We start from the raw sequence: 25,269 nt of genomic DNA on the forward strand, positions 1-25,269 counted from the left end.
TTAAATGGCTAGGAAATCACTAATTGCCAGAGAAGCAAAAAGACAGAGATTAGTAGATAAGTATGCTGCACTAAGAAAGCAGTTGAAAGAAGAGGGAAGATGGGATGAGCTGGATAAGCTTCCTAAAAATTCTTGTCCTGTTAGACTACATAACAGATGTCAACTTACTGGTAGGCCTAAAGGTTACATGAGAAAATTCAAGATTAATAGGGTTACTTTCCGAAAAATGGCTAACGAGGGATTAATCCCCGGTATAACGAAAGCCAGCTGGTAATTAAAATAAAAAATTAAGCTGTAGAAAATGGCGAACACAGATCCGATAGCAGATTATTTGACTAGAATTAGAAATGCTCAGCAAGCAGGTCACAGAATTGTTGAGATTCCTTCTTCAAAAATGAAGAAAGGCATCACTGAAATTTTGTACGATCAAGGTTATATTTTAAAATATAAGTTTGCTGATGATGAAGGTGTTCAGGGTACAATTAAGATTGCTCTTAAATACAAGCCTGGAACTAAAGATCCGGTAATCAGAAAACTAGGAAGAATATCCAGATCAGGATTAAGAAAATATTCTGGTGCTGATGACTTGCCTAGGATTATTAATGGCTATGGTATAGGCATTGTTTCTACATCTAAAGGATTGATGACTAACAAGCAAGCTATGAAAGAACACATTGGTGGCGAGCTTATTTGTTACGTTTATTAATACAATAAAAATTTAACGTTATGTCACGAATAGGAAATGCGATTATAGATTTACCAAAGGGTGTTACCATAGACATAGATAAGTCTAATGTGGTAACTGTTAAAGGTCCTAATGGTGAACTTACTCAACAGATTGATCCGGATTTAGGCTTGGACATAAATGATAATGAAGTTACGCTTACCAGGCCGACTGATCAAAAAAGACATAGAGCTGTTCATGGCCTTTATCGCTCTTTAGTGAATAATATGGTGGTGGGTGTAACGGAAGGTTATACCAGAGAAATGGAGTTAGTAGGTGTAGGTTATAGAGCTAGTAACTCTGGTCAATTATTAGAGTTGACTCTCGGATATTCTCACCCTATCTTTTTCTTAATTCCGGACGAAGTTAAAGTGGAGACCATCACAGAAAAGGGAAAGAATCCAGTGGTTAAGTTGACCAGTAATGATAAGCAACTGATCGGTCAGATTTGTGCTAAAATCAGATCTCTAAGAAAGCCCGAACCATATAAAGGTAAGGGAATTAGATTTGTCGGTGAGCAAATAAGAACAAAAGCAGGTAAAACAGCTGCTAAATAATATAATGCGTTAAAGAAAATAATTTTCGCAATGAAGTTAAGTAAGAAAGATAGTAGAAGGAGAATACACAAAAGAGTCAGGAAAAGTGTTTCCGGAACTTCGGAGAAACCCAGATTGTGTGTTTTTAGAAGTAATAATCTAATCTACTGCCAATTAATTGATGATAGAGCTGGTCATACCTTGGCAGCCGCTTCATCCGTTGAAAACGGTATTTCAAAAGAAGGGAGTAAGAGTGAGCAAGCCAAGAAGGTGGGGGAACTTATTGCAAGTAAAGCAAAAGGCCTTGACATCGATAAGGTAGTTTTCGATAGAGGTGGTTACTTATATCATGGTAGAATTAAATCATTAGCTGAAGGTGCCAGGGAAGGTGGCCTTCAATTCTAAATAGATATTAATGAGCAAACAATCAAATAGGGTAAAACCTGCAGAAACAGAATTAAAAGAAAAGTTAGTTACCCTTAACCGGGTTGCGAAAGTAACTAAAGGGGGACGAACTTTCAGCTTCTCAGCGATTGTAGTCGTAGGTGATGGGAATGGTACAGTTGGCCATGGCTTGGGTAAAGCACGAGATGTTTCTGAGTCCATTAGTAAGGCCGTGGATGATGCTAAGAAGAATCTAGTGAAGGTACCGATTATTAAGGGTACGATTCCTCACGAACAAAAAGGAAAATATGGAGCTGGTAAGGTTTTGATCAAACCCGCTTCTGATGGTACAGGTGTAATTGCAGGTGGTGCGATGAGAGCTGTTTTAGAAAGTGCAGGTGTACACAACGTACTTGCAAAATCACAGGGCTCCTCTAATCCACATAACGTAGTAAAAGCTACCATAGACGCTCTAAGAAAATTAAGAAATCCTTTTGACATTGCAAAAGAAAGAGGAATTTCAGTTGAAAAGTTATACAACGGTTAAAAACCGTATAAATATTTATAAAATGGCAAGTGTAAGAATAACTCAGGTTAAAAGTGTGATTGATAGACCTAAGAAACAAAAGGACACTATGAAAGCACTGGGTTTAAGAAAAATGCATCAGACTGTAGAAAAAGAGGCGACTCCTCAGATTCAAGGGATGATCGATAAAGTGAGTCATTTAGTTAAAGTAGAAGAAATTTAAAATTTTATCCAAAATGGATTTAAGTACATTAAAGCCTGCAGAAGGTTCAGTAAAGAAAAAGACCAGAATAGCCAGAGGACAAGGCTCTGGAAAAGGTGGTACAGCTACCAGAGGACACAAAGGTGCTAAGTCTCGTTCTGGATACAAGAAAAAGAGAGGTTTCGAAGGTGGACAAATGCCACTTCAGCAAAGAATACCTAAAAGAGGATTCAAGAATCCTAACAGGAAGTCTTACGTTGCGATCAATCTCGATTATCTTCAGGAAATGAGTGACAAGTTTGAAATTAAAGAAGTTACTCCTGAAGTACTAAAAGAAAGAGGGATCATTAAGTCTACTGACCTGATCAAATTGTTGGGAAGAGGTGAATTGAATAAAACCTTGACTATCAAGGTCAATGCCGCGTCTGAAAGTGCTGTAAAGGCTGTAGAAGCAAAAGGTGGCACGGTAACCATCGTATAATATTTTTTAGCAATATGTGAAACTTTGCTAACTTGCGACCGGTTAATAATGGATACCGGTAAAAAATAACAAATGAAGAAGTTTATAGATACTTTAAAGAATATCTGGAGTATTACCGAACTAAGGAATCGAATCTTATTTACGCTTTTTATTTTAGCTGTTTTTAGGTTTGGTTCTTTTGTCGTTTTACCTGGTGTGAATCCTGAAGCATTGGCTGCAGCTGCAGCGCAACGAGGTGCTAACGATATTTTAGGATTGATAAATGCATTTACCGGTGGTGCATTTAATAATGCTGCGGTATTTGCATTAGGAATTATGCCGTATATCACTGCCTCAATCATCATTCAGTTGTTGGGTTTTGCAGTACCTTACTTTCAGCGCCTACAACAAAAAGAAGGTGAGTCTGGCAGAAAGAAAATAAATCAGATCACGCGATTTTTGACAGTCTTGATCACTTTGGTACAAGGAGGTGGATATCTGTTAATGATTAAGAGTACACCAGGTGCTGTAGATGCAAACCTCAATCCATCTATCTTCTGGTTCTCTAATTTGATCATCTTATCTACAGGTACTGTATTCGCAATGTGGTTGGGTGAAAAAATTACTGACAGAGGGATTGGAAACGGTATATCCTTATTAATCATGGTTGGTATCATTGCAACCTTACCAAGAGCGTTCTTCGCTGAACTTCAGACACAGCTGAACCAGACCAGCATCATTGTATTTATCGTTGAGTTAGTTGTGCTATTCATGGTCGTTCTTGCTTCGGTCTTGATCGTTCAGGGTGTTCGAAAAATACCCATTCAATTTGCAAAACGAATGGTGGGTCGGACATCAGGAAACATTCCGGTATCAGGTGCAAGAGACTATATTCCATTAAAAGTGAACGCAGCGGGAGTAATGCCAATTATCTTTGCACAGGCCATTATGTTCTTGCCTGGTTCAATAGCTGGGTTTTTCTCAGACGAAGCAGCAAATAGTGGTTTGCTATTGCAACTTCAAAATTGGAAATCATTACCATATAATATCATATTCTTTTTCCTGGTAGTCATTTTTACTTACGTGTATACGGCATTATTGGTGAATCCTCAGCAATATGCTGAATATCTTAAAAGGCAGAATGCATTTATTCCAGGAATAAAACCAGGCAAAAGTACTCAGGATTTCATAGATAATCTGACCACAAGAGTAACTTTGCCAGGATCTATTTTCTTAGGATTGATCTCTGTATTTCCTGCAATGGTGGGCGCTTTTGGAGTAAATGATGCATTTGCGATTTTCTTTGGAGGTACCTCTTTATTGATTATGGTAGGTGTTGTATTGGATACACTACAACAAGTGGAGAGCCATCTTTTGATGAGAAAGTACGATGGGCTGGTAAAATCAGGCCGACTAAAAGGTCGGAGTGGTATGCAGCCGATTGGCACCAATATGTAATCCAGACGTGATTTATTACAAAACTAAAGATGAAATCGAATTAATTCGAATAAGTTGTCTATTGGTTTGTAAAACATTGGCAGAGATAGCTACTATTCTTAAACCTGGTGTGACTGGTGCTACCTTAGACAAGCGGGCGGAAGAATTTATACGAGATCACCAAGCTGTCCCTGGTTTCAAAGATTATAAGGGTTTTCCTGCAACACTATGCATCTCTCCTAATGAAGGAGTTGTTCATGGTATACCTGATGATAAAGAGTTTACTGATGGTGATATTGTATCCATTGACTGTGGAACTTATCTAAATGAGTTTTATGGTGATGCAGCCTACACCTTTGCTATAGGTGAAATTCCTGATCATACTATGAAACTTCTTCAGGTAACCAAGGATAGCTTGTACAAGGGTATAGAAGCAGCACAGAAAGGCAATCGATTGGGAGATGTTGGCTATGCGATACAAAATTATGCAGAGAGGGAAAATGGTTTTGGTGTGGTTCGAGAACTGATCGGACACGGAATTGGTAGAAATCTTCATGAGAAACCGGACGTGATGAATTACGGTCAAAGGGGCAAAGGGATTCAATTGAAAGAGGGACTTGTCATAGCCATAGAGCCAATGGTCAATCAGGGAAGTAAAGAAATAGCAAAGTCCTCTGATGGGTGGACCATTATTTCGAGAGATCGAAAACCATCTGCCCATTACGAGCATACCATCGCCATCACCAAAAATGAACCAGATATTTTATCAGATCATAGTTTTATAGAAACTTCTATAAAAAAGAATGCAAATATTAGGGATATTTCAAGAAAAAAGTAGATATTTGCACTCCGAAAAAAATATATGGCTAAGCAGGATCTAATAAAACAGGATGGAATTATCGAAGAAGCCTTGTCTAATGCTATGTTCAGAGTGAGATTGGAAAATGATCACCTCATCGTAGCGACGATAAGCGGAAAAATGCGTATGCATTATATTCGTATCCTTCCTGGAGATAAAGTAGCAGTTGAAATGTCGCCTTATGATTTGTCTAGAGGTAGAATTACTTATAGATATAAATAAGGAGTAAAAAATTAAAGAAATGAAAGTAAGAGCTTCCATTAAGAAAAGGTCTGCCGATTGTAAAATCGTCAGACGAAAAGGTAAACTTTACATTATTAATAAGAAGAACCCTAAGTTCAAACAAAGACAAGGGTAATAATCTAGTATTATGGCAAGAATAGCAGGAGTAGATCTTCCTAAAAATAAGAGAGGGGTTGTAAGCTTGACTTACATATATGGTATTGGTCCTTCAAGAGCTGAAGAAATCTTAAATTCTGTTGGTGTGGATGTTCACACAAAAGTGCAGGATTGGACAGATGACAACATCAAAGCCATCACCACACTTATACAGGATAATTTCACCGTTGAGGGAGAACTGAGATCTGAAATCCAGACCAATATCAAGCGTTTGATGGATATCGGTTGTTACAGAGGTTTAAGGCATAGAAAAGGCCTTCCGCTACGAGGACAACGTACTCAAACCAATGCTAGAACACGTAAAGGGAAAAGAAAGACTGTTGCTAACAAGAAAAAAGCAACTAAGTAATAAATCTTCTATAGGATAATATGGCAAAGACAAAAAAAGCTAAGAAAAGAAATGTCAGAGTTGATTCAACGGGCTTGGTGTATATTCAAGCAAGTTTCAACAATATCATCATTTCTATTTGTAACAACCAGGGTCAGGTAATTTCTTGGTCTTCTGCTGGTAAAGCAGGTTTCAGAGGGTCTAAGAAAAATACACCTTATGCGGCACAGATCGCTGCGACAGATGCGGCTTCTGTAGCCAATGATGCAGGTATGAGATCTGCTGAAGTATTTGTGAAAGGACCTGGCTCAGGTAGAGAATCTGCAATCAGAGCAATCGATGGTGCAGGGATAAAGGTGACGAAGATCAAAGATATCACTCCTATTCCACACAACGGTTGTCGTCCTCCTAAGAAAAGAAGAGTATAACATTATCATAATAATAATCAATGGCTAGATATACAGGACCAACAACTAAAAAAGCAAGAGCTTTTGGAGAGGCAATCTACGGCCCGGATCGTTCATTCGACAAGAAGAAGTATTCTCCAGGAATGCACGGGAACTCCAAAAGAAGAAGACAAAAGTCTGATTATGCTTTACAGTTAATGGAAAAGCAAAAGGCAAAATATACTTATGGCGTGCTTGAAAGACAGTTTCGTAATCTCTTCGAAACTGCTGTAAGTAAAGGAGGAGTAACAGGTGAAGTATTGCTTCAGTTGTTAGAAGCAAGATTAGATAATGTAGTTTACAGACTTGGACTTGCTCCGACTAGAAATGCTGCCAGACAGTTGGTTACGCATAAACACATTTTAGTTAATGGTGTTTTAACCAATATTCCTTCTGCTCATCTGAGACCTGGTGACATCGTAAGTGTTAGAGGAAAGTCGAAGAATCTTCAAGTGATTTTAGATTCTTCAGCTAAGAGGTCTAATGTTAAAAACTTCCCTTGGTTAGAGTGGAATCCTGAAAGGGGAGAAGGCAGATACATTGATAATCCGGAAAGAGAGCAAATTCCGGAAAGAATCAACGAACAGTTGATTGTCGAATTGTATTCTAAGTAAGATACAAGCCGGATTAGAAATGATCCGGCATTGCTATTTAATCGTATTTATTTAATAAAAATTAATTTGGTCGCATGAGCATCTTGAACTTTCAAAAACCAGACAAAATCGTTCTACAGAAAGCAGACGATTTTCAAGGAACATTTGAATTCAGACCATTAGAGCCTGGTTTTGGTCAAACCATCGGAAATTCACTTAGAAGGGTTTTATTATCTTCTTTAGAAGGATTTGCGATTTCAGCTATAAGAATTGCGGGAGTGGACCACGAGTTTTCTACCATAAAAGGTGTTGTAGAAGACGTTGTAAATATCATATTAAATCTTAAGCAGGTTAGAATTAGACAATCTGTAGAAGATGAAGATCTAAAAGAAGAGAAAATATACCTTACTGTTAGTGGTAAAGAACAATTTCTTGCCGGTGACATTGAGGAGCAGACAAATGTTTTCAAGGTAATGAATCCTGATTTGGTGATTTGCCACATGGAGCCTTTTGTTAATCTTGAGGTGGAGTTGACCATCACAAAAGGAAGAGGATATATTCCAGCTGATGAGAACTTACCTAAAGATGCGCCAATAGGAGTTATTCCGATTGATTCTATTTATACTCCTATTAAGAAAGTAGCTTATAAGGTGTCTAATACGAGGGTGGGTCAAAGAACAGATTATGAGTTATTGACCATTGACGTTCAAACTGATGGCACCATTCATCCTGAAGAAGCAATCAAAGAAGCTTCTAGAATACTGATTCAACACCTAATGTTGATCACTGATGAGAATATTACTTTCGATGATGCTTCAACCAGAGAAGACGATATCGTGGATGAGCACATCTTACATATGAGAAAGCTACTCAAAACTTCATTAGAAGATTTAGACCTTTCAGTAAGAGCTTACAACTGCTTGAAAGCAGCAAAAATTAATTCACTTGGTGAGTTGGTTAGATACGATACACACGAGTTGCTGAAGTTCAGAAACTTCGGTAAGAAGTCGTTAGTTGAAATAGAAGAATTACTTCAGAACAAAGGTTTGACCTTTGGAATGGATTTATCTAAATATAAACTGGAAGAAGACTAGCAAACGTCTGGCACTTCTAGTGACTATAATTGTTATTGGCAGGCGATTCGCCTAATTGTTAATAGTATTAACCGATCGAGTACATTCCCAGGCCAATATAGTGGAATTCGAAAAGTGATACGAAGATTAATTCAATATGAGACACGGTAAAAAATTTAATCACCTAAGTCGAAAGAAGGGACACAGAGTAGCCCTTATGAAAAACATGTCAAATGCTCTTGTGAAGCATAAGCGGATCAACACAACGCTTGCAAAGGCAAAAGCTTTGAGAGTCTTTTTGGAACCGTTGATTACGAAAGCCAAGAAGAATACTACGCATAGTAGAAGAACTGTTTTCGGGTATCTACAAGATAAGAGTTCGATCGAAGAGTTATTTGGTCCTATAGCCGAGAAAGTAGCTGCTAGACCAGGAGGATATTTGAGAATTATCAAGACAGGGTTCAGAAAAGGTGATGCAGCTGAAACAGCATTGATTGAATTTGTAGACTACAATGATGTTTACTCTAATGAAGGTAAGCAAGGCTCTAGCGGTAGAAGACGAAGAAGAAGAGGTGGAGGAAATAAAAATGCAGCGGCCGTCAAAGGAAAGAACGAAGAAGAATAATGATATTTAATTTTAATGAAAATATAAAGGTGGTAAATGTAGCTCATTACCACCTTTTTTTATATTTGCAATTCGCTTAAACGATATTTTACAATCATGGTTGATACCTCTTACGAAAAAGCAATTCTACTACTAGAAGATGGAACATTTTTCGAAGGTCGGGCTTGTGGAAAAAAAGGCACGACTACTGGAGAAATATGTTTTAATACAGGAATGACAGGTTACCAGGAGATTTTTACTGATCCATCTTATTTTGGACAGATCCTTGTCGCAACCAATGCACATATTGGTAATTATGGAACATTGGAGGCAGATACTGAATCTGAAAAAGTGCAGATTTCCGGGTTGGTTTGTAAAAATTTCACGAATGACTATAGTCGGCAAATGGCAGATTCAGACCTGCAAAATTATTTTGAGAGCGAATCTATAGTCAGTATTTCTGATATTGATACCAGAGCTATTGTACGGCATATCAGAAATAAAGGCGCCATGAACGCGATCATCTCTTCTGAATTGCTGGATCTGGAAGAATTGAAATCAAGGCTTGAAAAGGTACCTTCAATGGATGGACTTGAATTGGCCACTAAGGTCAGTACCAAAGAACCATATGTTAAAGGGGCAGCAGACGCTGACAAGCGTATTGCAGTATTGGATTTCGGAACTAAGCAGAACATTTTAGATTGTTTCACAGAGAGGGGATGTTATTTGAAAGTTTTCAATGCAAGAACCGAATATGATGAATTAATGCAATTCAATCCAGATGGTTTCTTTCTTTCAAACGGTCCTGGCGATCCCGCTTCCATGGACTACGCTATTAAAACCGTTAAGAGAATTTTAGAGGAAGACAAGCCTGTCTTCGGGATTTGTTTGGGACATCAAATTCTGGCTTTGGCTATGGATATATCAACTTATAAGATGCATCATGGACACAGGGGAATTAACCACCCTGTCATTAATCTTTCCACCAATAAATGCGAAATTACCAGCCAGAATCATGGTTTTGGGGTAGACGCTAAAGAATTAGAAAAAAGATCTTACGATATCATTATTACACATAAGAACTTGAACGATGAAACAGTTGAGGGATTGAGAGTGAAAGGTAAAAAAGCGTTCTCTGTACAATATCATCCTGAAGCTGCTCCTGGTCCCCACGACTCAAGATATTTGTTTGATGAATTCGTAGGAATGTTATAAACGAAATAAAAAAATTTTTAGATGAGCAACATCATAGACATTAGGTCAAGAGAAATATTAGATTCGCGTGGTAATCCAACTGTGGAAGTTGAAGTGTTAACTGAGTGTGGAAATATCGGAAGAGCGGCAGTGCCCTCCGGTGCTTCAACTGGTAAATATGAAGCAGTGGAGTTGCGTGATGGAGATAAGGATAGGTATCTTGGGAAAGGTGTGCTTAATGCTGTAAGTAATATTGACAATAAGATTTTGGATCAATTGATCGGAGTGGATGTGACTGATCAGATATATATCGATGATTTGATGTTGGAATTGGATGGAACGCCAAATAAATCGAAATTAGGTGCCAATGCTATCCTTGGAGTTTCGATGGCTGCTGCCAAAGCTGCCGCAAAAGTTTGTGGTCAGTCGCTTTATCGATATATCGGAGGAGTGAATGCTCATGTTTTACCTGTACCCATGATGAATATTCTAAACGGGGGATCGCATGCTGACAACAGTATCGATTTTCAGGAATTTATGATCATGCCCATCGGAGCTGATCTATTTTCAGAAGGACTTCGAATGGGAGTGGAAGTATTTCATCATCTAAAGAATGTTCTTAAAGACAAAGGCTATTCCACCAATGTGGGTGATGAAGGTGGATTCGCACCTAATATTAAATCCAACAAAGAAGCCATTGAAATCGTATTAAAGGCGATAGAAGTGGCAGGTTTCAGACCTGGGGAAGATATTGTTATCTGTATGGATGCTGCTTCGTCTGAGTTTTACAATGCGGAGGAGAAAGTATATCACTTTCATAAGTCAACGGGTGACAAATTGACTACAAGCGAAATGGTGGATTATTGGAAAGGGTGGGTAGATAATTATCCAATCTTTTCTATTGAGGATGGACTTGATGAAGACGACTGGGATGGTTGGGTAAACTTGAATAAAACCATTGGTGAAAAAGTGCAATTGGTAGGAGACGATCTTTTTGTAACCAATACAGAAAGACTGAGCAAGGGAATTGAAATTTCAGCAGCAAATTCTATATTGATTAAAGTCAATCAAATAGGTACATTGTCTGAAACGATCGATGCGGTTAATATGGCCACCAGAAATTCCTTTACAAGTGTTATGAGCCACCGATCAGGAGAGACAGAAGACACTACTATAGCTGATCTGGCTGTAGCATTAAATACAGGACAAATAAAGACAGGTTCAGCTTCGCGTTCGGATAGAATAGCTAAATACAATCAATTACTACGTATAGAGGAAGAATTGGGTGACTCTGCAGTCTATCCTGGCAAAACACTCATTCTGTAGTAGTAGATTACTACACAAAAGTCATTCTTATAGTAAAAGGATGCCATTGTTTTCTAAAGAGAAGGCAATTTTAACCCTTAAAAATCAAATTATAAACAAATAATCATTTACCTTTATACGTAAATCGTTCATAATGAAAAGTAAATGGTTAAATAAGTACTTTTTGACTTTGTTTTTTTTTATAGTATGGCTATTGTTTTTTGACAAGTACAATTTTTTTGCTCAAAGAAAACTGAAAGCCTCAACTGTTAAACTAGAGATAGAATATCAGCAGTTACTAGAAAACATTGAAATAGCAAAGAAGGAAAAAACGGATTTATTGTTAAATCAAGAAAAGTACGGAAGAGAAAAATACTATTTACATAAAGATGATGAGGATGTCTTTATCATTGAAAAAAATAAAAAATGAGCGTTTTAGTCAACAAAGATTCAAAGATAATTGTACAGGGCTTTACCGGTAAGGAAGGATCCTTCCATGCTGAGCAAATGATTGATTATGGCACCAATGTGGTAGGTGGGGTCACTCCGGGTAAGGGAGGTCAGGAACATTTAGGAAAACCGGTTATGAACACCGTTGCTGAAGCTGTAAGTGAATTAGGAGCTGATACATCGATCATTTTTGTCCCACCAGCTTTTGCGGCAGACGCTGTGATGGAGGCTGCAGCTGCAGGAATCAAAGTAATCATTTGTATTACAGAAGGTATTCCGGTCCAGGACATGGTTAAAGTGAGGGATTTTATTAAGGATTACGATTGTACGCTTATTGGACCAAATTGTCCGGGTGTCATCACTCCTGGTGAAGCTAAGGTTGGAATTATGCCTGGTTTCGTCTTTAAAAAGGGTAAGGTAGGTGTTGTTTCTAAATCAGGAACGTTGACCTATGAAGCTGCAGACCAGATCGTCAAAGCAGGATTAGGAATTTCTACAGCGATTGGAATAGGCGGTGACCCCATTGTAGGAACTCCCACGAAAGAAGCCATAGAACTCTTTATGAATGATCCAGAAACGGAAGGAATAGTAATGATAGGGGAGATAGGTGGAAATTATGAAGCCTTAGCGTCACAATACATCAAGGAAACGGGAAACAAGAAACCAGTTGTCGGATTTATTGCGGGTCAGACTGCTCCCAAAGGAAGAACAATGGGACATGCTGGTGCAATTGTGGGAGGAAAAGATGATACCGCTGAAGCTAAAATGAAGATTATGGAAGAATGTGGTATTCACGTGGTACATTCACCAGCTGACATTGGCAAAACAATGAAAAAGGTCTTGGGTTAAATAGTACCCTTTTAAATAATAATTACGAGTTCTCTTCAACTAGAAGAGGACTTTTTTTATATCTGCGAATTTTTTCCACAATCATCGGTATAATATTTTTTGCTAAAGGTGATTGACCATTAAATAAAACCGCTACTGCGAAGTCTTCTTTTAAGCTAAAAGCCATTTCACTTCTATAGTCATTCACCATGCCTCCATGATGATAAAGTGTGCGAATCTCATCTGTATCCTCAGAGCTAAATTGGTGAACCCTCCAACCATAGGAATAATAGGTGTCTTCGAATCCTGGCCATTTCTTATAATAACGATGACTGACTTTGGTTTCAATAACAGGACAAACAAGACGCTCTACATTTTCTTTGTCAAGTAAGGCATCGAAGTTACCTAGCATCAGTCCCAAAAATCTGGACATGTCTTCAGTTGTGGTATTAATTCCTCCTGCAGGTACAGCGTTGTAGTATTTACGATTGATTCGGACTGGATACCACCCGTTGCCCTTCTTTTTATGTGGTAAAGCTACATTTGGATCTTTTGCAATGTTTCGATACTCAGTAGATGTACTGTTCATGCACAAAGGGGTGAACATCTTTTCTGCGAAGAGAGATTGAATAGACGCATCAAATTTCCTTTCAAGTAATTTGCCACTTACTGCAAACGCAGCATTTTGATAACTGTATATGCTACCTGGTTCCTTTAGATTATCAATTTTATTGAACTGCTTTATGATTCTGGATATCGGTAGGCCATCTTCCACCAAATTTGTATAGCTGTGATAGGGAAAACCTCCTGTATGTGAAAGTAAATGTCCCACAGTAATTGCTGAGGCAAAAGAATCATTTTGCAATTGAAGATCTGGTAAATAACGGTTCAGCGGCTCATGGTAAGAAACTTTATCCTGCTGCTCCAAAATGGCAAAGAGGGTAGAGGTAAAGCTTTTAGATAGTGATCCAATTCTAAAGATACTTTGTCCATCAAGTGAAGTTTTATCCTTAAAATTACTGAAGCCAAAGGTCTTCTCGTAGACTATGTGATTACCAAGGACAATAGAGATGCCTACGCCCGGAAAATCATTTGCTAATTGGCTAGCACTGAAAATAGAATCAATCGCATTTTCTAACTCCGTAAAATCTTGATACTGTAGCTGTACAGCCGGTTTAGCATTTACAATTTTTTCAGGAGTAATAGTCGAACCCTGATAACAGGATTGCAGTGACCATAACCATAGGCAAGTGCTAAAAATGAATGCTATTCTATACAAATATTAAGAAGTTTGCGCCTTTCTTCTCTGTGAACGGCTTTTAAAATACTTCTTAGCTACAATTAGCAGGCCAAAGGACTCACAGTCTTCTTTAGTTTGTACCGCATGATGCGCGCCATGAGCTCTTAAAATGGCTTTCGAATAAGGACTTTCAAGTTGCCTAAACCATTTGAATCTTTGATGTATGTAGACGTCGTGGATTAGAAAATATGTCAATCCATAGAGGCTAATGCCAATGCCTATGTATAATAAAAATCTTAACTCTGGGTAAAAAGATCCAAGCATATAGCATGCAGCACTTGGAATGGCGAAAACCAGAAAAAATCGATCATTCTTTTCAAAAAAACCATCGTTTTCATGAGGTTTGTGATGGTCTTCGTGCCAGGACCATAGTGGGCCATGCATCAAATACTTATGTGTGAACCAGGCCATAAATTCCATGCCTATAAAAGCAGCTAGAACACATCCTAAATAAAACAACCAAGTCATTATCTATCTTTTCTTTCTTAACAAGATAGACAAAATTATGTTTTAATTTTGGGCTATCCCAACTCTAAAGATATTCTTTCGACGTTGTCAAAATTGTCTTTGACATGCATTAAAGGAATCTCGATATAAAAGGTAGTACCGCGGTCTAGAACGGTTGAGAATCTGATGTGACCGTTGAATGATTCCATCATATTTGCAGCAATTGCAAGTCCCAGTCCCGTTCCACTGCTCTTAGTTGTGAAATTAGGAGTGAAAACCTTGTCTTTCATATGATCAGGTATGCCGATACCATTGTCTTTAATTTCAACCACGGCTATTCCTGATTTCTTATAAAGTTTCAGATCTATTCTACCTCTACGATCAGTGGGAATGGCCTGAATGGCATTTTTGAGAATGTTATTGAGGACTCTTATCAGATGATTTCGGTCTGCAAAAACATAGATTTCATCAAGAGGCTCTGTCATGTAGATGTCCATATCATCTCTTTTCCTGAAAAGATCATGAATGGTTTCTACGATTTCATTTAAAATGATTTTTTCGTTGCTTCCCTGAGGCATTGTTCCAAAATTAGAAAATTCTGATGCAATTTGGGATAAGTTATCAATTTGCTCAATGATGGTATTGCTAACATTATTAACCAATTTTTCAGGATCCTCGCTTTTCCTTATTGCTCTCTGCATATACTGAATACTCAGTTTCATAGGTGTCAAGGGATTTTTAATCTCATGGGCTACCTGCTTGGCCATTTCACGCCATGCACCTTCACGCTCTGTTTTGGCGATCATCATGGCAGATTCGTCCAATTGGTTAGCCATTTCATTATAATTGGATATCAATTGTCCCAATTCATCCTCGGTATCCCATTCTAATTGCTTGTTCTTACGACCTAATTTGAAGTTTTTTATTTGATTTCCCAAGACTGTTATGGGCCTGGTGATAGAATTAGCGACGGCAAGTGCAATCGCTCCTGCAAATAGAAAGAGGAAGACATAAACATTTAACAGTGTTCCCACAAAATCGGTGACATTATTTTGAGTCTTAATCTGAGAAGTATGCAACAATTGAAGATAAGCCAGATTTTCATTTTGACTGGACGATTGACTGCTATAGATAACGGGGATAAATATATTTCTATATTTTAAATCGCCTAGTTCAATCAAATCCTCCTCTTGATAAACATTGTTGGTACTTCGTAACAGATTGATTAATGCTTTATTGAGTGTGACCTGGGAAAATCCCAATTCAAAGAGTTTAGAGGCTGACGAATTAATTAACCTTCCCTCCTGGTCAAATAGGTGGATGTCCACCTGGTGCGTTTCCGAAATTGCATGGATGTTGGATTCCAGAATCCGAAGGGCATTTTTTGCCTTGTCTGCATTTTGCATTCGAGCAGAAATATCGGCAGTAATCGCCACATTTTTTTCCTCAATCAACTCCGCATCGTATTCATTTGATAAGTATCTAAAATAAAAAATGGTGACAATACCGATGGCTACAAAAGAGAAAATGCTAAGTATTACTATAGATAGCTGGATTCTTCTTCTTAGGGATGAAATGTTACTTAGCTTTAGTAGTATTTCGTCAGGAAGAAAATTCCATCTGGTATTTGCCAATGCTATCAGGCTTAAAAGGACTCCCATCAAAATAAACAAAAATGAGAATAAGGAGATAGGTTTGATTAGCCTGGCATATTTAGACTGCAAATGAATAGAAGTGTGGTCATCTACCTTATAGACCAGGTTTGCAATGTTTCCTTCATTATAGTTGTAGTATTCACCTTTCTGAAGGGATCTGGCTCTTTGATTTTCATTCTTGAAGGCGTAGGTATTCGATTTCTTTAAGATACCATTGATATAAACACCATAATCAGGTGCCTCGCTGATCTTTTTGTAGGTGTTGGTCAGTAATTTTTCTGGTTCATTGAATTGATCCGCAGGTAAAAATTCCAAAAAGATATGAAATGGACTCCCCGGGTGACTTTTTGCGGCCTTTAACTTCGTTAGCAAATAAATATTGCTTACCGGATCAAAGAATATATTGGTATCGAGTGCTATACTATTTTTTATAAAGTCGTTGTAATAGGCCATCGAAGTATACTGATCGAAAACCATTGCATTTCCGAAACGGTCATAAGCATTTAATATAGGTTTCGTTCTTTGGTCTAGATTAGTATACTGACTCAGAGGAATTTCCAGTATTTGGTTGTATTCAACTTTGTGAATTTTAAGTGGGTTAGGAATCGAATCAAAAATGGCGAGGGTAGAACCATCATCCAGGCTTTGACTCAATTGCTGTAATTGGTTTACATTTGTAGTATCCTTTTCTTCGATCAATGATTTTGCAAAGTCAATCCTATGGTTTAGATCATATTTGAGATAAAAATTAAACAGAAGAATGGCTGCGAGACTGCATAGTGTGATCATCCAAAAAATTATCCATATAATGCTTGTTTCTCTCTTGTCTATAAATAGATCTGCAAGAAATAAAAAACTAGTCACTGAAAGGTAATAGGGAAAGTAACCTATCTGTAGGTCAATCAGATAATAAATAGGGATACTCAAAAGAATGGCCGATAACAGGCAGGAAAACCGGACCCAGTAGTTGAGATCAAGAGATTTTACTTTGATACTCAGCAAATAAGTGCCATAGAATTGTATGAGCAGTAATCCGACTATACCGGTTAAGCTTGCGTATGAACCAGGTTTTAGCTCCAGTAAATTTTCAAAATCGTAATCAATTCCCGAGGAAATAATGATCCATTTGGCAAAGGCTGAAAATAGCAATATGGAAATGACTATTAGCGCGTAATAAGCGAACGCTAATACTATACGATTCCGTGATATTGCTTTATTGAATGCCAACTCATATCTATTTAAGAGATGGGTTGCTTACCAACCGTTTTCTCATTATAAGGTAAAAATAAGAATAATATATATTATAATATAATTTAATATGAACCTTCCCTGACATTCCTGCATTGATAAGTTACAATAGTATTAACTTTACTATTTCATAGAATTCTATCGCTGAAAACTTTCAGAGGAAAGTCCGGACAACGTAGAGTATTGCGCCTCCTAATAAGAGGGTGGAAAGGCCGAAATGCCTTACCAACAGAAAGTGTCACAGAAAGTATACCGTCACGCGTAGTCGTGATAAGGGTGAAAACGTGAGGTAAGAGCTCACGACTTATCTGGCAACAGGTAATGTAGACAAACCTCGCAAGTTGAAATGTCATGTACATACCAGTCGGCTTCAGCCGAGATAATGACTCGTTATTTTTCTTAGGATTCTGGTAGGGGTAGACAGCTTAGATCATGCTTAAGGCGTGACCAGATAAATGATAGAACACAGAAATGTGCACAGAATCCGGCTTATTCTATGAAATTAAAAAAGGGCAGTATGATTGATATCATACTGCCCTTTTTTAATATTCTTTTTTTAGTTCACAGCTACTCCGCCGAAATCATAATTGAAACCGAATCTAAGTGTATTATCCAATGGACCTCTTCTATTGCTTGTGGGTACCAAATAGGATAGATTCATTCCAAAGACATTGTATTTCAAACCTATTCCTACGGTTAAGAACTGTCGGTCTCCTTTCAGTGGGTGTTCGTAGTAATATCCAGCTCGCACCGCAAACTGATTATCGTACCAATATTCTAATCCTGCGGAATAATAGATTTCATTGAACTCTTCACTACCTCCACCTGAGGCATCATTGAATGACTCCAATGCGGCTTCAAATATCGACTTTTCTTTATAATCCGGTACACCATTTCCATCAGTATCGTAGCTTTCAGTGTCTTCAGCAGGAACTGGAGTGGGTACCAATAATTTATTTAGATCCAAAGCGATGGTAAATGAATTATAGTCATCCACATCTATTTTCCAGGCTGCACCAATTCCCAAATTAGCAGGAATATAGTCTCTATTGATATTTCTGGTGTAAGTAATTTTAGAACCAAGATTGGATATCGCCAGACCTATGGTCAGATCAGAGCCATAGTCACCCAGATTGATAGGTGCTACGTAAGTTAAAGAAAGATCAGTAGCGAACGCATTACCTATGAATATGTCTGTTGTAGGATCAAGTTGCTGTCCGGCTGCAAGGTTTGAATATATATACTTCGCTGTTAATGCAGCTGAAAAATTTTCACCTAATTTCCTTGCGTAGGCAAAGGATATATCCATTTCTCTTGGTCTTCCAGTTCCGATTCCATTTCCATCAATGTCGGTGAAAGGAATATCACCCAAGGAGAAAAATCGAATGGCAAAGCCAAGGGATTGCAGATCATTAATCTTCTTGTAACCAGATAAATAAGCCAGATACACATCTTGAAGTCCTAATTGTCTTAACCATGGTGTATAAGTTGCAGAAACACTGAGATCATTTTCTACAAATGCAAGTTTTGAAGCATTGTAATGCATTGAGTTGGCATCAGCGGAAATTCCTATACCAGCGTCTCCCATGCCACCGCTTCTTGCATCCGGGTTGATTCTTAGAAAAGGAACGGCTGTTAATAGCGTATTAGGCAGACAATTTCCATCTGAGTCTACTACGCAACCTTTCTCAGGCCACCATACTTGTGCTTTGACCGCAAAGCATGAAGTCAAAACAGCCAAAACTGTTAGTACATATAGATTTTTAATCATTAGTTGTAAAATTTAGAGGCGCAAATATAAGCGATTTAATCATTTAAGGATCACTAGTTTTTCGAAATTGCTTTCTTTCTTTATACCTAACTGATTAGCATATACATTTATTTTATAGAGGTATACACCATTCGCTATTTTCTGACCATAATCATCCAAGCCATCCCACTCAATATCATCAATTCTAAAGCCATCATCAATTTGAATATTTTCAATGGTTTTAACAATTTGGCCTGACATATTGTAGATATGAATTAAGATTTCTAATTCCGTGCCAGGAAGATTATGTTCAAATTGGAATAAAGTTCTGGTGCTGAAAGGGTTAGGATAGTTGAACACATGCTCCAGAGTGGAACCTAAATCATCAACTACGATAAACTCTGTATAGCCTTCTCCGGGGTTATTTGAAAGATCCCAGGCTTTTACTTTTAAAGTGTGCTTTCCAGGTTCAATATCTTTCAATGGAAATCTGACAGTTCCCTTTCTGGAATCATTTAAATCTGCTTCATAAAAATCATTGAGAATGTAAAGTTCCTTACTGTTATTATCTAATTCAGCAGTCAAATCATGCCCGACACTAACGCCTGCTACATTGATACCAAAATCGTCTTCTAACTTTATGAGTAAGATAGGTTCAGAATTACTAATGCCTCCGAAAACGAAGTCTTCATCATTTAAAAAAACGTCTACGAGCGGAGGATTGTCGTCCTCTACACCTTCATTGCTACCTCCGATGTAGAAATCATTAAAATATCCGGCGGCATCCACTTCATCATTGGACGCGTATAGACTAATTTTCCCCTTGCCATATTTGAAATTGATGTCGGAAGGAAGGTAAAATTCAAATGCAAACCGACCATTTTCAACCTTCGACTGACCCTTAAATAGCACCGTTTTTTGCAAATTGAATTCTTGCTCTCTACTGGAGGAATTGTTTTGCAAGGTTTTAGCCTGAATCACTTTGTCAAATACAGATGCATTCACAATACCATTAAAATCCTCTAAAACATCTCCATTGCCATCTGCCACATAACCTTCAAAGGACATTTTCTGTAAAGCACCGATCGTATCAGGCACATAATCATTATCAATGGTTACACCATTGATCGAAGAGGTTATGATATTAAATTTAGGGATCGCAAGTTTCAGGGCAGGATCTCCTATTAAAAGAAATTTACGTGAATTAACATTGACCGTATCATTGTGATTAGAATTTTTAGCCCTTCTCAATATTTCACCAATTCCCAGATAATCGCCATCGACCTTGGAAAAAATGGTATCAAACACAGATTCTGTCAGCTCTTTATTTCTATTGACAAAAACAGCCCGCACGGTAGACATTAAACCGATCGCCCCGCCATTTTCTTCGAAAAGGATGGTTTCGCCAGCGGAAGTTTCAGCTGGACTATCAAATCCTGTAAATGAGCATGTGGCGGTAATCATTAAGGGCAACTTGTTGGTGTTATTCCATCCAGCGACGTCTTCTCTTTTTAAAACGCGCTCCTGTGCCCAACCCTTTGGTCCGCCATGGCCCAAGTAGCAAAGGGTGAGCATGCCTTTGAAAAGATTATTGTAAAGCGCTTCAGTTGCTTGAGGATAGCGCTCACCTCCGGGAGTAGACACTTGTGGAAAAGCATCAAAGTAGATTTTCTCAAAATTAAATGATTCGTATTTCCTGCGCGTTTTCTCAGCTATAAAATCAGAGTCGCGTAAATGAATGTTACCATCTTCGTCATCCGCAGCAAAACCCACCCTCAGTCTCCATTCTTTCATGGTCACAGGATCGGTCTCATATCGTAAGATTTTATCCACCACAATATTAGCCTCCCGAGCCGTTCTTGCCGGTATACGCCCTACAGCAATATCCAGACCACCGACAAGATTATCTCCTTCGTGTTCATCTAATAAAGCATAAAAATCGTCAGTAGGAAAAGCATTGATGGGATGAAGAGAATTTTGAGTCTCATAAACGGGAACAAAATTCTCGTCATTGAATTCATCCCTGTGTTTATAGTCATAAGATCCATCGCCAATGATTGATAAAAACCTAAAACCAGGATCTCTTAGGTACAGCATTCTGGCGAAATTTCTGATTCCCGGTACATCTACTCTCCCTGAGCTGAATTCGTTATACACCTGAGAAACTGGAACAGCTACTGTATTTAAGTCACTGTGGTCCGCTCTGTGTCTGGCCAAATTTTCTGCAGCTTCTTTAAAATTTTCATGATAGAGTATGATCAGGTCTGCATTATTTATTCCATGCAAATTCTGATTCTCTACTGGTCCTATAAAGTTTGGTTTACTATTTACAGTTCCTGGATCAAAAACGACAAATTCATGGTGACCTGTAGAACTATAAGCAAACAGATTTCCATCGAATGCTTGTCGACGAACGCCTTCAGGGAAAGTCACATCCCAAACTTGTAAGTCATTTGTGATGTTTTCAATTTCGTATCCATAGACACTTCCAGCTAAATCTTCGCGGCTCCTGAATATGATGGGAGCATTTTCATAAACAAGTTTGGACTTATACTCCATCAGGATATAATCTAACCAGGCTTCAGCGTCGCCGGCAGCATTCTGATAAGACAATCTAACACTTGGGTTTTTCTGATTTAGATTGATACTAAATGACTCCTTTTCAAGATCAGCATAAGTGGTTTCAATTTTTGAAGTGCTTACTCCATTGAATGAAAGGCTTTGTGCTACACCATCAACTAAAAAAGAAAGTCTGGAAGCTGTATTAGATCTCCCTGCCGCCTGAATTTCAAAGGACACCGGTTCAGAAATATCAATATTGGCATCCGTAAAGAAAGCGCTTAAATCAATTTCCCCGCCACTTCTCAGCTTGTCACTGAACCACATTTTTCCAGAACCTTGGGTAGATTGAAAATCAGCAAGCAGGTTGTATTCATCCTTTTCATATCTGGTGTATGCATCATAATTAGTATGATATTCGCTTGATATTTCATTGGATCTTAAGCTGACGCGCTTTCCTTCTTCTGAGCCCAATTTGATAAAGTAATAATTCTGATCATCGTAAATATTGTGACGATATTCAAAATTTTCATAAGCGTGTGGTCCGTGAGCATAAAATAGGATAAAATCACCCTGATCGAAACTTCCGTCCGATTCCCCTTCTATATAAATTGCGTTTTCGATCAGGTCGTCATTTCTGAACAACCGATTGGCCTCTGGATTCATTCCTCCCGGATTACCAAAAATCTGGATCCTCCTGGGGTCGAACTGTGTAACGGGAATATCATTTTCATCGAAAAAAGATTTATTGATCTTATAAATACCAGATTTAGAAATGCCTACTTTGTATATATCGCCATCCTTCAGTACCGAACTGTTCTTAAATTCTGGGCCACCTCTCATGCTGGTAGTTGGTTGAGGTGTGAATTGATAAGTAAATTCAATTTGTGTGATTCTTTCCAGCCTACCGGATTTTTTAATGAAAGGGAGAAAAGCATACGCAATTTGAAAACCATTTCTTTCTTGTATGGTTTGAGAAGTTATTTGCGGAGCATTAGATAGTAAGTGATCAGGTATGTCGAGTTTAGATGTTGGTTCACTTTCATAGCTTAGTACATTAAATTTTGCTGTTCCAAATGAGGATGTTTTTAGCATTCCGGTAAAGTATGGCAGTCCAAATGGTCCACTGAATTGTGCGTTGCGAAAAGAGGCGGTCTCAGGATTTTCGTTATTTTGAGTCCAATTTAGTGTCTTTACAATACTTTTTTGACTGTAAATAGCTGATTGAAAATTAAATAAGATAAGCGTTAATAGAAGTAAAGTTTTATTTCGCATCATACTTTTGGTGATTCCTAGACGTTACTTAAAAACGAATTTATATGGTTCCTATTGCTAAAAATATTATTTAAGCTTGAATAAAATTATTCGCGGAATAACATTTACATTGTGTCTGGCATTTGCTGCCATGTCATTACATGCTCAGGACCCTGTCTTTTCCCAATTCTATATTGATCCCCTTCAAATTAATCCTGCCTTCACAGGAAATACCTATAATCCTAAAGTGGCACTTCAGTATCGAATGCAGTGGCCCTTGATTCCATTTGCCTATAACTCATATTCTGCTTCATACGACCAATATTTCGAGAATGCAGGAAGTGGATTCGGGGCCAATGTTCTTGCGGACAACGCTGGTAATGGTCTTTATGTTCACAATAAAATCTCATTGTTCTATGCATATCGGGCTAGATTAAAAGGAGAATCTTATTTAAAAATAGGAATGGAAGTGGCGGGAGTACAAAATCGCCTAAATTGGGATAAATTGATTTTCCTGGACCAGATAGATCCGCAATTTGGTTCGGTTAGTCCGGGAGGGACCCCATATCCAACCTCTGAGGTCAGACCTGAAAGCTTGACAAATAATTATTTTGATGCATCCGTAGGTATGTTGTTCTATAATCCGGATTATTATTTTGGTGCTTCTTTGAAACACATTAATACACCTGGAAATAATTTTTTAGATATTAATGAAGGGTTGTATTCAGGAATACCTTTACGAGCTTCTATCCAGGCAGGAGCGCAAATAAAAATAAGAAACTACAATATCGGAGGAGTACAATCGTTCATCTCACCGAATATCCTTTATGTATATCAAGGAAGTTTTGCCCAACTAAATGTAGGGGCGTACAGTAATTTGGGTGTCTTTTTCGTAGGAGCATGGTATCGTCACGCTTTCACTAATCCAGATGCAGTAATTTTTTCAACGGGAATTACTCAAGGAGCCCTAAAAATTGGGTATAGTTACGATCTCACCGTTTCTGCACTTTCCACCAGTAGTGGTGGATCTCATGAATTAGGAATCACATTTCTGATTGGTGAGGAGAAAAAAAGATCTAAGTATAACGATTGTTTCCAATTATTTAGATAATAATATTGGTACAATATGTGTTTTAGAAAAGGAATTAATTAAAAGGTAATTTACAAAGGTTTAACAATGAAAAGATTATTAAGGCTAAGTTTAGTTTTAGTATTTCCAGCACTCTTTTTAGGATCATGTAAGCAGTCCGAAAGGTCTAACACGACCGGTTGGAAGTATAATGATTCAGAATGGGGCGGATTTGAAAAATTGGATTATGAGGGTCAGAAGACAGGACCAAATTTAGTGCCCATCGAAGGTGGAACATTTATGATGGGTCTGACTGAGGAAGACGTTACCTTCGAGTGGGATAATGTCCCAAGAAGAGTGACAGTTTCTTCCTTTTATATGGATGAAACAGAGGTAGCCAATATCGATTATAGAGAATATTTATATTGGACTAGAAAGACCTACCAGTCTTATCCTTCCGTATGGAAAGAAGCTTTGCCAGATACATTAGTCTGGAGAGAAGAACTTTCATTCAATGAACCTTTTGTAGAAACGTATTTCAGACATCCATCTTATGACGAATATCCGGTAGTAGGTGTAACTTGGGTTCAAGCTGGAAAGTATGCAGCCTGGAGAACTGATAGAGTAAACGAGATGCTATTGATAGAAAGGGGAATTTTAAATCCTTCGCCTGATCAAGTTGATTCCGATAACTTTAATACAGATGCTTATCTGGCTGGTCAATACCAGGGAAATGTGAGAAAGAATTTAAAAGATCTTGGTTCCGGAGGAGAGCGACCGGTGAGGTTTGAAGATGGGATCATGTTGCCAGATTATAGGTTACCTACAGAAGCTGAGTGGGAGTATGCTGCTCTTGCACTTCAAGGAAATCAATCTGCTTCTCAAGATGAGTTGATCACAGATAGAAGAATTTATCCATGGGATGGTACCACGGCACGATATCAAAAGCGTAATAAACAGCAAGGAGGAATGCTTGCTAACTATAAGAGAGGTCGTGGTGATTATATGGGTATCGCCGGAAAGTTGAATGACAAGGCACATATCCCGGCTGACGTAAGATCATTTTTACCAAATGATTTCGGATTGTATAACATGGCTGGAAATGTAAGTGAATGGACAGCCGATGTATATAGACCGATGACCAGTACAACCTTAAGAGATGCTGAAAATCATGATTTGAACCCATATAGAGGGGGCGAGTTCATGCAGAAAGTAAGAACTGAAGATGGCGGAATCGCTGAGAAAGACAGCTTGGGAAGAATTCCTGAAGAGCCGGTTGATAGTTCGTCAATCGTAGGAAGAGAAAATTACAAAGTAGCTAATGTTAAGAACTACAAGGATGGTGACGATGAATTTGTGAATTATGATTATGGTATCCATACGTTAATCAACGACAAATCCAGAGTAATAAAAGGTGGGTCATGGGCAGACAGATTATATTGGTTATCTCCAGGTGCAAGAAGATTTAGAGATGAAGACAAGGCCAGTAGAACCATCGGATTCAGATGTGCTATGACAAGAGTAGGTGGCCCTGAAGGTAACGAGGATACTGCAGGAAATAAATTTAAGAGCAATAAGAAGAAAGTTAAAAGGAGATATAAATAAATTATCTCTGATAGAATACAGAAAGTCCTTACGT

At 38.1% G+C, this 25,269-nt stretch carries 27 protein-coding genes and 1 other RNA gene; 23 read left to right on the forward strand and 5 right to left on the reverse strand.

The window, feature by feature from the left end; genetic code table 11:
• Positions 1-4: 4 nt before the first annotated feature.
• The 20 genes from rpsN to sucD all read left to right on the forward strand — a co-directional run bounded on the left by rpsN (position 5) and on the right by sucD (position 12,369).
• A complete protein-coding gene (gene rpsN / locus L2567_RS05800) occupies positions 5-274 on the forward strand; it encodes a 30S ribosomal protein S14 (protein WP_235296805.1) in 270 nt (89 codons plus the stop codon).
• Between the two features lie 27 nt (positions 275-301).
• Positions 302-706: a 30S ribosomal protein S8 gene (gene rpsH, locus L2567_RS05805; RefSeq protein WP_235296806.1), complete on the forward strand. Its 405-nt coding sequence runs from the start codon at positions 302-304 to the stop codon at positions 704-706.
• 20 nt (positions 707-726) lie between these two features.
• Positions 727-1,281: a 50S ribosomal protein L6 gene (gene rplF / locus L2567_RS05810; RefSeq protein ID WP_235296807.1), complete on the forward strand. Its 555-nt coding sequence runs from the start codon at positions 727-729 to the stop codon at positions 1,279-1,281.
• Between the two features lie 30 nt (positions 1,282-1,311).
• Positions 1,312-1,665, forward strand: a complete 354-nt coding sequence (gene rplR, locus L2567_RS05815) for a 50S ribosomal protein L18 (protein ID WP_235296808.1) — start codon at positions 1,312-1,314, stop codon at positions 1,663-1,665.
• Positions 1,666-1,675: 10 nt separating this feature from the next.
• Complete coding sequence (gene rpsE / locus L2567_RS05820) at positions 1,676-2,191, forward strand: 30S ribosomal protein S5 (RefSeq protein WP_235296809.1); 516 nt, start codon at positions 1,676-1,678, stop codon at positions 2,189-2,191.
• A gap of 22 nt (positions 2,192-2,213) precedes the next feature.
• Positions 2,214-2,393, forward strand: a complete 180-nt coding sequence (gene rpmD / locus L2567_RS05825; protein WP_235296810.1) for a 50S ribosomal protein L30 — start codon at positions 2,214-2,216, stop codon at positions 2,391-2,393.
• A gap of 13 nt (positions 2,394-2,406) precedes the next feature.
• Entirely contained in the window at positions 2,407-2,853 is a 447-nt protein-coding gene (gene rplO / locus L2567_RS05830; protein ID WP_235296811.1) for a 50S ribosomal protein L15, read from the forward strand.
• 72 nt (positions 2,854-2,925) lie between these two features.
• Positions 2,926-4,290: a preprotein translocase subunit SecY gene (secY, locus tag L2567_RS05835; protein WP_235296812.1), complete on the forward strand. Its 1,365-nt coding sequence runs from the start codon at positions 2,926-2,928 to the stop codon at positions 4,288-4,290.
• Positions 4,291-4,297: 7 nt separating this feature from the next.
• On the forward strand, positions 4,298-5,107 hold the full coding sequence (gene map, locus L2567_RS05840; protein WP_235296813.1) for a type I methionyl aminopeptidase: 810 nt from the start codon (positions 4,298-4,300) through the stop codon (positions 5,105-5,107).
• 24 nt (positions 5,108-5,131) lie between these two features.
• Entirely contained in the window at positions 5,132-5,350 is a 219-nt protein-coding gene (gene infA / locus L2567_RS05845; protein WP_235291959.1) for a translation initiation factor IF-1, read from the forward strand.
• A gap of 19 nt (positions 5,351-5,369) precedes the next feature.
• Positions 5,370-5,486: a type B 50S ribosomal protein L36 gene (gene ykgO / locus L2567_RS05850; RefSeq protein ID WP_235296814.1), complete on the forward strand. Its 117-nt coding sequence runs from the start codon at positions 5,370-5,372 to the stop codon at positions 5,484-5,486.
• A gap of 12 nt (positions 5,487-5,498) precedes the next feature.
• Positions 5,499-5,876, forward strand: a complete 378-nt coding sequence (gene rpsM, locus L2567_RS05855; protein ID WP_235296815.1) for a 30S ribosomal protein S13 — start codon at positions 5,499-5,501, stop codon at positions 5,874-5,876.
• Positions 5,877-5,896: 20 nt separating this feature from the next.
• A complete protein-coding gene (gene rpsK, locus L2567_RS05860) occupies positions 5,897-6,283 on the forward strand; it encodes a 30S ribosomal protein S11 (RefSeq protein ID WP_235296816.1) in 387 nt (128 codons plus the stop codon).
• A gap of 20 nt (positions 6,284-6,303) precedes the next feature.
• A complete protein-coding gene (gene rpsD / locus L2567_RS05865) occupies positions 6,304-6,915 on the forward strand; it encodes a 30S ribosomal protein S4 (RefSeq protein ID WP_235296817.1) in 612 nt (203 codons plus the stop codon).
• 74 nt (positions 6,916-6,989) lie between these two features.
• The gene (locus L2567_RS05870; protein ID WP_235296818.1) at positions 6,990-7,988 is read left to right on the forward strand and encodes a DNA-directed RNA polymerase subunit alpha; all 999 of its coding nucleotides are present in this window, start codon (positions 6,990-6,992) and stop codon (positions 7,986-7,988) included.
• Between the two features lie 136 nt (positions 7,989-8,124).
• Complete coding sequence (gene rplQ, locus L2567_RS05875; protein WP_235296819.1) at positions 8,125-8,592, forward strand: 50S ribosomal protein L17; 468 nt, start codon at positions 8,125-8,127, stop codon at positions 8,590-8,592.
• Between the two features lie 96 nt (positions 8,593-8,688).
• The gene (gene carA, locus L2567_RS05880) at positions 8,689-9,786 is read left to right on the forward strand and encodes a glutamine-hydrolyzing carbamoyl-phosphate synthase small subunit (RefSeq protein WP_235296820.1); all 1,098 of its coding nucleotides are present in this window, start codon (positions 8,689-8,691) and stop codon (positions 9,784-9,786) included.
• Positions 9,787-9,807: 21 nt separating this feature from the next.
• Positions 9,808-11,091, forward strand: a complete 1,284-nt coding sequence (gene eno, locus L2567_RS05885; protein WP_235296821.1) for a phosphopyruvate hydratase — start codon at positions 9,808-9,810, stop codon at positions 11,089-11,091.
• A 133-nt stretch (positions 11,092-11,224) separates the two neighbouring features.
• Positions 11,225-11,500, forward strand: coding sequence for an FtsB family cell division protein (locus L2567_RS05890; protein ID WP_235296822.1), 276 nt, complete (start codon positions 11,225-11,227; stop codon positions 11,498-11,500).
• Positions 11,497-12,369 carry a succinate--CoA ligase subunit alpha gene (sucD, locus tag L2567_RS05895; protein ID WP_235296823.1) on the forward strand — a complete coding sequence of 291 codons (873 nt, stop codon included), beginning with the start codon at positions 11,497-11,499 and terminating at the stop codon, positions 12,367-12,369. Before L2567_RS05890 ends, sucD begins: the two co-directional genes overlap by 4 nt.
• Positions 12,370-12,391: 22 nt before the next feature.
• On the opposite strand, the gene L2567_RS05900 is transcribed toward sucD, so the two are convergent.
• From L2567_RS05900 to L2567_RS05910, 3 genes are read right to left on the reverse strand one after another with little or no spacing between them, the layout of a single operon-like run.
• Entirely contained in the window at positions 12,392-13,627 is a 1,236-nt protein-coding gene (locus L2567_RS05900) for a serine hydrolase domain-containing protein (RefSeq protein WP_235296824.1), read from the reverse strand.
• A gap of 3 nt (positions 13,628-13,630) precedes the next feature.
• Positions 13,631-14,116 (reverse strand): sterol desaturase family protein, encoded by a 486-nt coding sequence (locus L2567_RS05905; protein WP_235296825.1) that lies wholly within the window; start codon positions 14,114-14,116, stop codon positions 13,631-13,633.
• 53 nt (positions 14,117-14,169) lie between these two features.
• Complete coding sequence (locus L2567_RS05910) at positions 14,170-16,977, reverse strand: sensor histidine kinase (RefSeq protein ID WP_235296826.1); 2,808 nt, start codon at positions 16,975-16,977, stop codon at positions 14,170-14,172.
• A gap of 146 nt (positions 16,978-17,123) precedes the next feature.
• On the opposite strand from L2567_RS05910, the gene rnpB reads away from it, so the two are divergent.
• Positions 17,124-17,505: RNase P RNA component class A (rnpB, locus tag L2567_RS05915), an RNA gene on the forward strand.
• 49 nt (positions 17,506-17,554) lie between these two features.
• Here the strand turns inward: rnpB and porV are convergent.
• Both porV and porU read right to left on the reverse strand, forming a co-directional pair.
• Positions 17,555-18,769, reverse strand: coding sequence for a type IX secretion system outer membrane channel protein PorV (gene porV / locus L2567_RS05920; protein WP_235296827.1), 1,215 nt, complete (start codon positions 18,767-18,769; stop codon positions 17,555-17,557).
• Positions 18,770-18,808: 39 nt separating this feature from the next.
• Entirely contained in the window at positions 18,809-22,585 is a 3,777-nt protein-coding gene (gene porU / locus L2567_RS05925) for a type IX secretion system sortase PorU (RefSeq protein WP_235296828.1), read from the reverse strand.
• 73 nt (positions 22,586-22,658) lie between these two features.
• On the opposite strand from porU, the gene L2567_RS05930 reads away from it, so the two are divergent.
• Complete coding sequence (locus L2567_RS05930; protein WP_235296829.1) at positions 22,659-23,672, forward strand: PorP/SprF family type IX secretion system membrane protein; 1,014 nt, start codon at positions 22,659-22,661, stop codon at positions 23,670-23,672.
• A gap of 66 nt (positions 23,673-23,738) precedes the next feature.
• A complete protein-coding gene (locus L2567_RS05935) occupies positions 23,739-25,235 on the forward strand; it encodes an SUMF1/EgtB/PvdO family nonheme iron enzyme (protein WP_235296830.1) in 1,497 nt (498 codons plus the stop codon).
• Positions 25,236-25,269 lie beyond the last annotated feature (34 nt).

The sequence above is a fragment of the Portibacter marinus genome (assembly GCF_021533195.1).
Lineage (GTDB): Bacteria > Bacteroidota > Bacteroidia > Chitinophagales > Saprospiraceae > Portibacter > Portibacter marinus.

Bases quoted from the DNA above. Each gene is read 5' to 3' on its own strand.
- rpsN (WP_235296805.1), top strand. From the start codon at position 5: ATGGCTAGGAAATCACTAATTGCCAGAGAAGCAAAAAGACAGAGATTA.
- rpsH (WP_235296806.1), top strand. From the start codon at position 302: ATGGCGAACACAGATCCGATAGCAGATTATTTGACTAGAATTAGAAAT.
- rplF (WP_235296807.1), top strand. From the start codon at position 727: ATGTCACGAATAGGAAATGCGATTATAGATTTACCAAAGGGTGTTACC.
- rplR (WP_235296808.1), top strand. From the start codon at position 1,312: ATGAAGTTAAGTAAGAAAGATAGTAGAAGGAGAATACACAAAAGAGTC.
- rpsE (WP_235296809.1), top strand. From the start codon at position 1,676: ATGAGCAAACAATCAAATAGGGTAAAACCTGCAGAAACAGAATTAAAA.
- rpmD (WP_235296810.1), top strand. From the start codon at position 2,214: ATGGCAAGTGTAAGAATAACTCAGGTTAAAAGTGTGATTGATAGACCT.
- rplO (WP_235296811.1), top strand. From the start codon at position 2,407: ATGGATTTAAGTACATTAAAGCCTGCAGAAGGTTCAGTAAAGAAAAAG.
- secY (WP_235296812.1), top strand. From the start codon at position 2,926: ATGAAGAAGTTTATAGATACTTTAAAGAATATCTGGAGTATTACCGAA.
- infA (WP_235291959.1), top strand. From the start codon at position 5,132: ATGGCTAAGCAGGATCTAATAAAACAGGATGGAATTATCGAAGAAGCC.
- ykgO (WP_235296814.1), top strand. From the start codon at position 5,370: ATGAAAGTAAGAGCTTCCATTAAGAAAAGGTCTGCCGATTGTAAAATC.
- rpsM (WP_235296815.1), top strand. From the start codon at position 5,499: ATGGCAAGAATAGCAGGAGTAGATCTTCCTAAAAATAAGAGAGGGGTT.
- rpsK (WP_235296816.1), top strand. From the start codon at position 5,897: ATGGCAAAGACAAAAAAAGCTAAGAAAAGAAATGTCAGAGTTGATTCA.
- rpsD (WP_235296817.1), top strand. From the start codon at position 6,304: ATGGCTAGATATACAGGACCAACAACTAAAAAAGCAAGAGCTTTTGGA.
- L2567_RS05870 (WP_235296818.1), top strand. From the start codon at position 6,990: ATGAGCATCTTGAACTTTCAAAAACCAGACAAAATCGTTCTACAGAAA.
- rplQ (WP_235296819.1), top strand. From the start codon at position 8,125: ATGAGACACGGTAAAAAATTTAATCACCTAAGTCGAAAGAAGGGACAC.
- carA (WP_235296820.1), top strand. From the start codon at position 8,689: ATGGTTGATACCTCTTACGAAAAAGCAATTCTACTACTAGAAGATGGA.
- eno (WP_235296821.1), top strand. From the start codon at position 9,808: ATGAGCAACATCATAGACATTAGGTCAAGAGAAATATTAGATTCGCGT.
- L2567_RS05890 (WP_235296822.1), top strand. From the start codon at position 11,225: ATGAAAAGTAAATGGTTAAATAAGTACTTTTTGACTTTGTTTTTTTTT.
- sucD (WP_235296823.1), top strand. From the start codon at position 11,497: ATGAGCGTTTTAGTCAACAAAGATTCAAAGATAATTGTACAGGGCTTT.
- L2567_RS05905 (WP_235296825.1), bottom strand. From the start codon at position 14,116: ATGACTTGGTTGTTTTATTTAGGATGTGTTCTAGCTGCTTTTATAGGC.
- porV (WP_235296827.1), bottom strand. From the start codon at position 18,769: ATGATTAAAAATCTATATGTACTAACAGTTTTGGCTGTTTTGACTTCA.
- porU (WP_235296828.1), bottom strand. From the start codon at position 22,585: ATGATGCGAAATAAAACTTTACTTCTATTAACGCTTATCTTATTTAAT.
- L2567_RS05935 (WP_235296830.1), top strand. From the start codon at position 23,739: ATGAAAAGATTATTAAGGCTAAGTTTAGTTTTAGTATTTCCAGCACTC.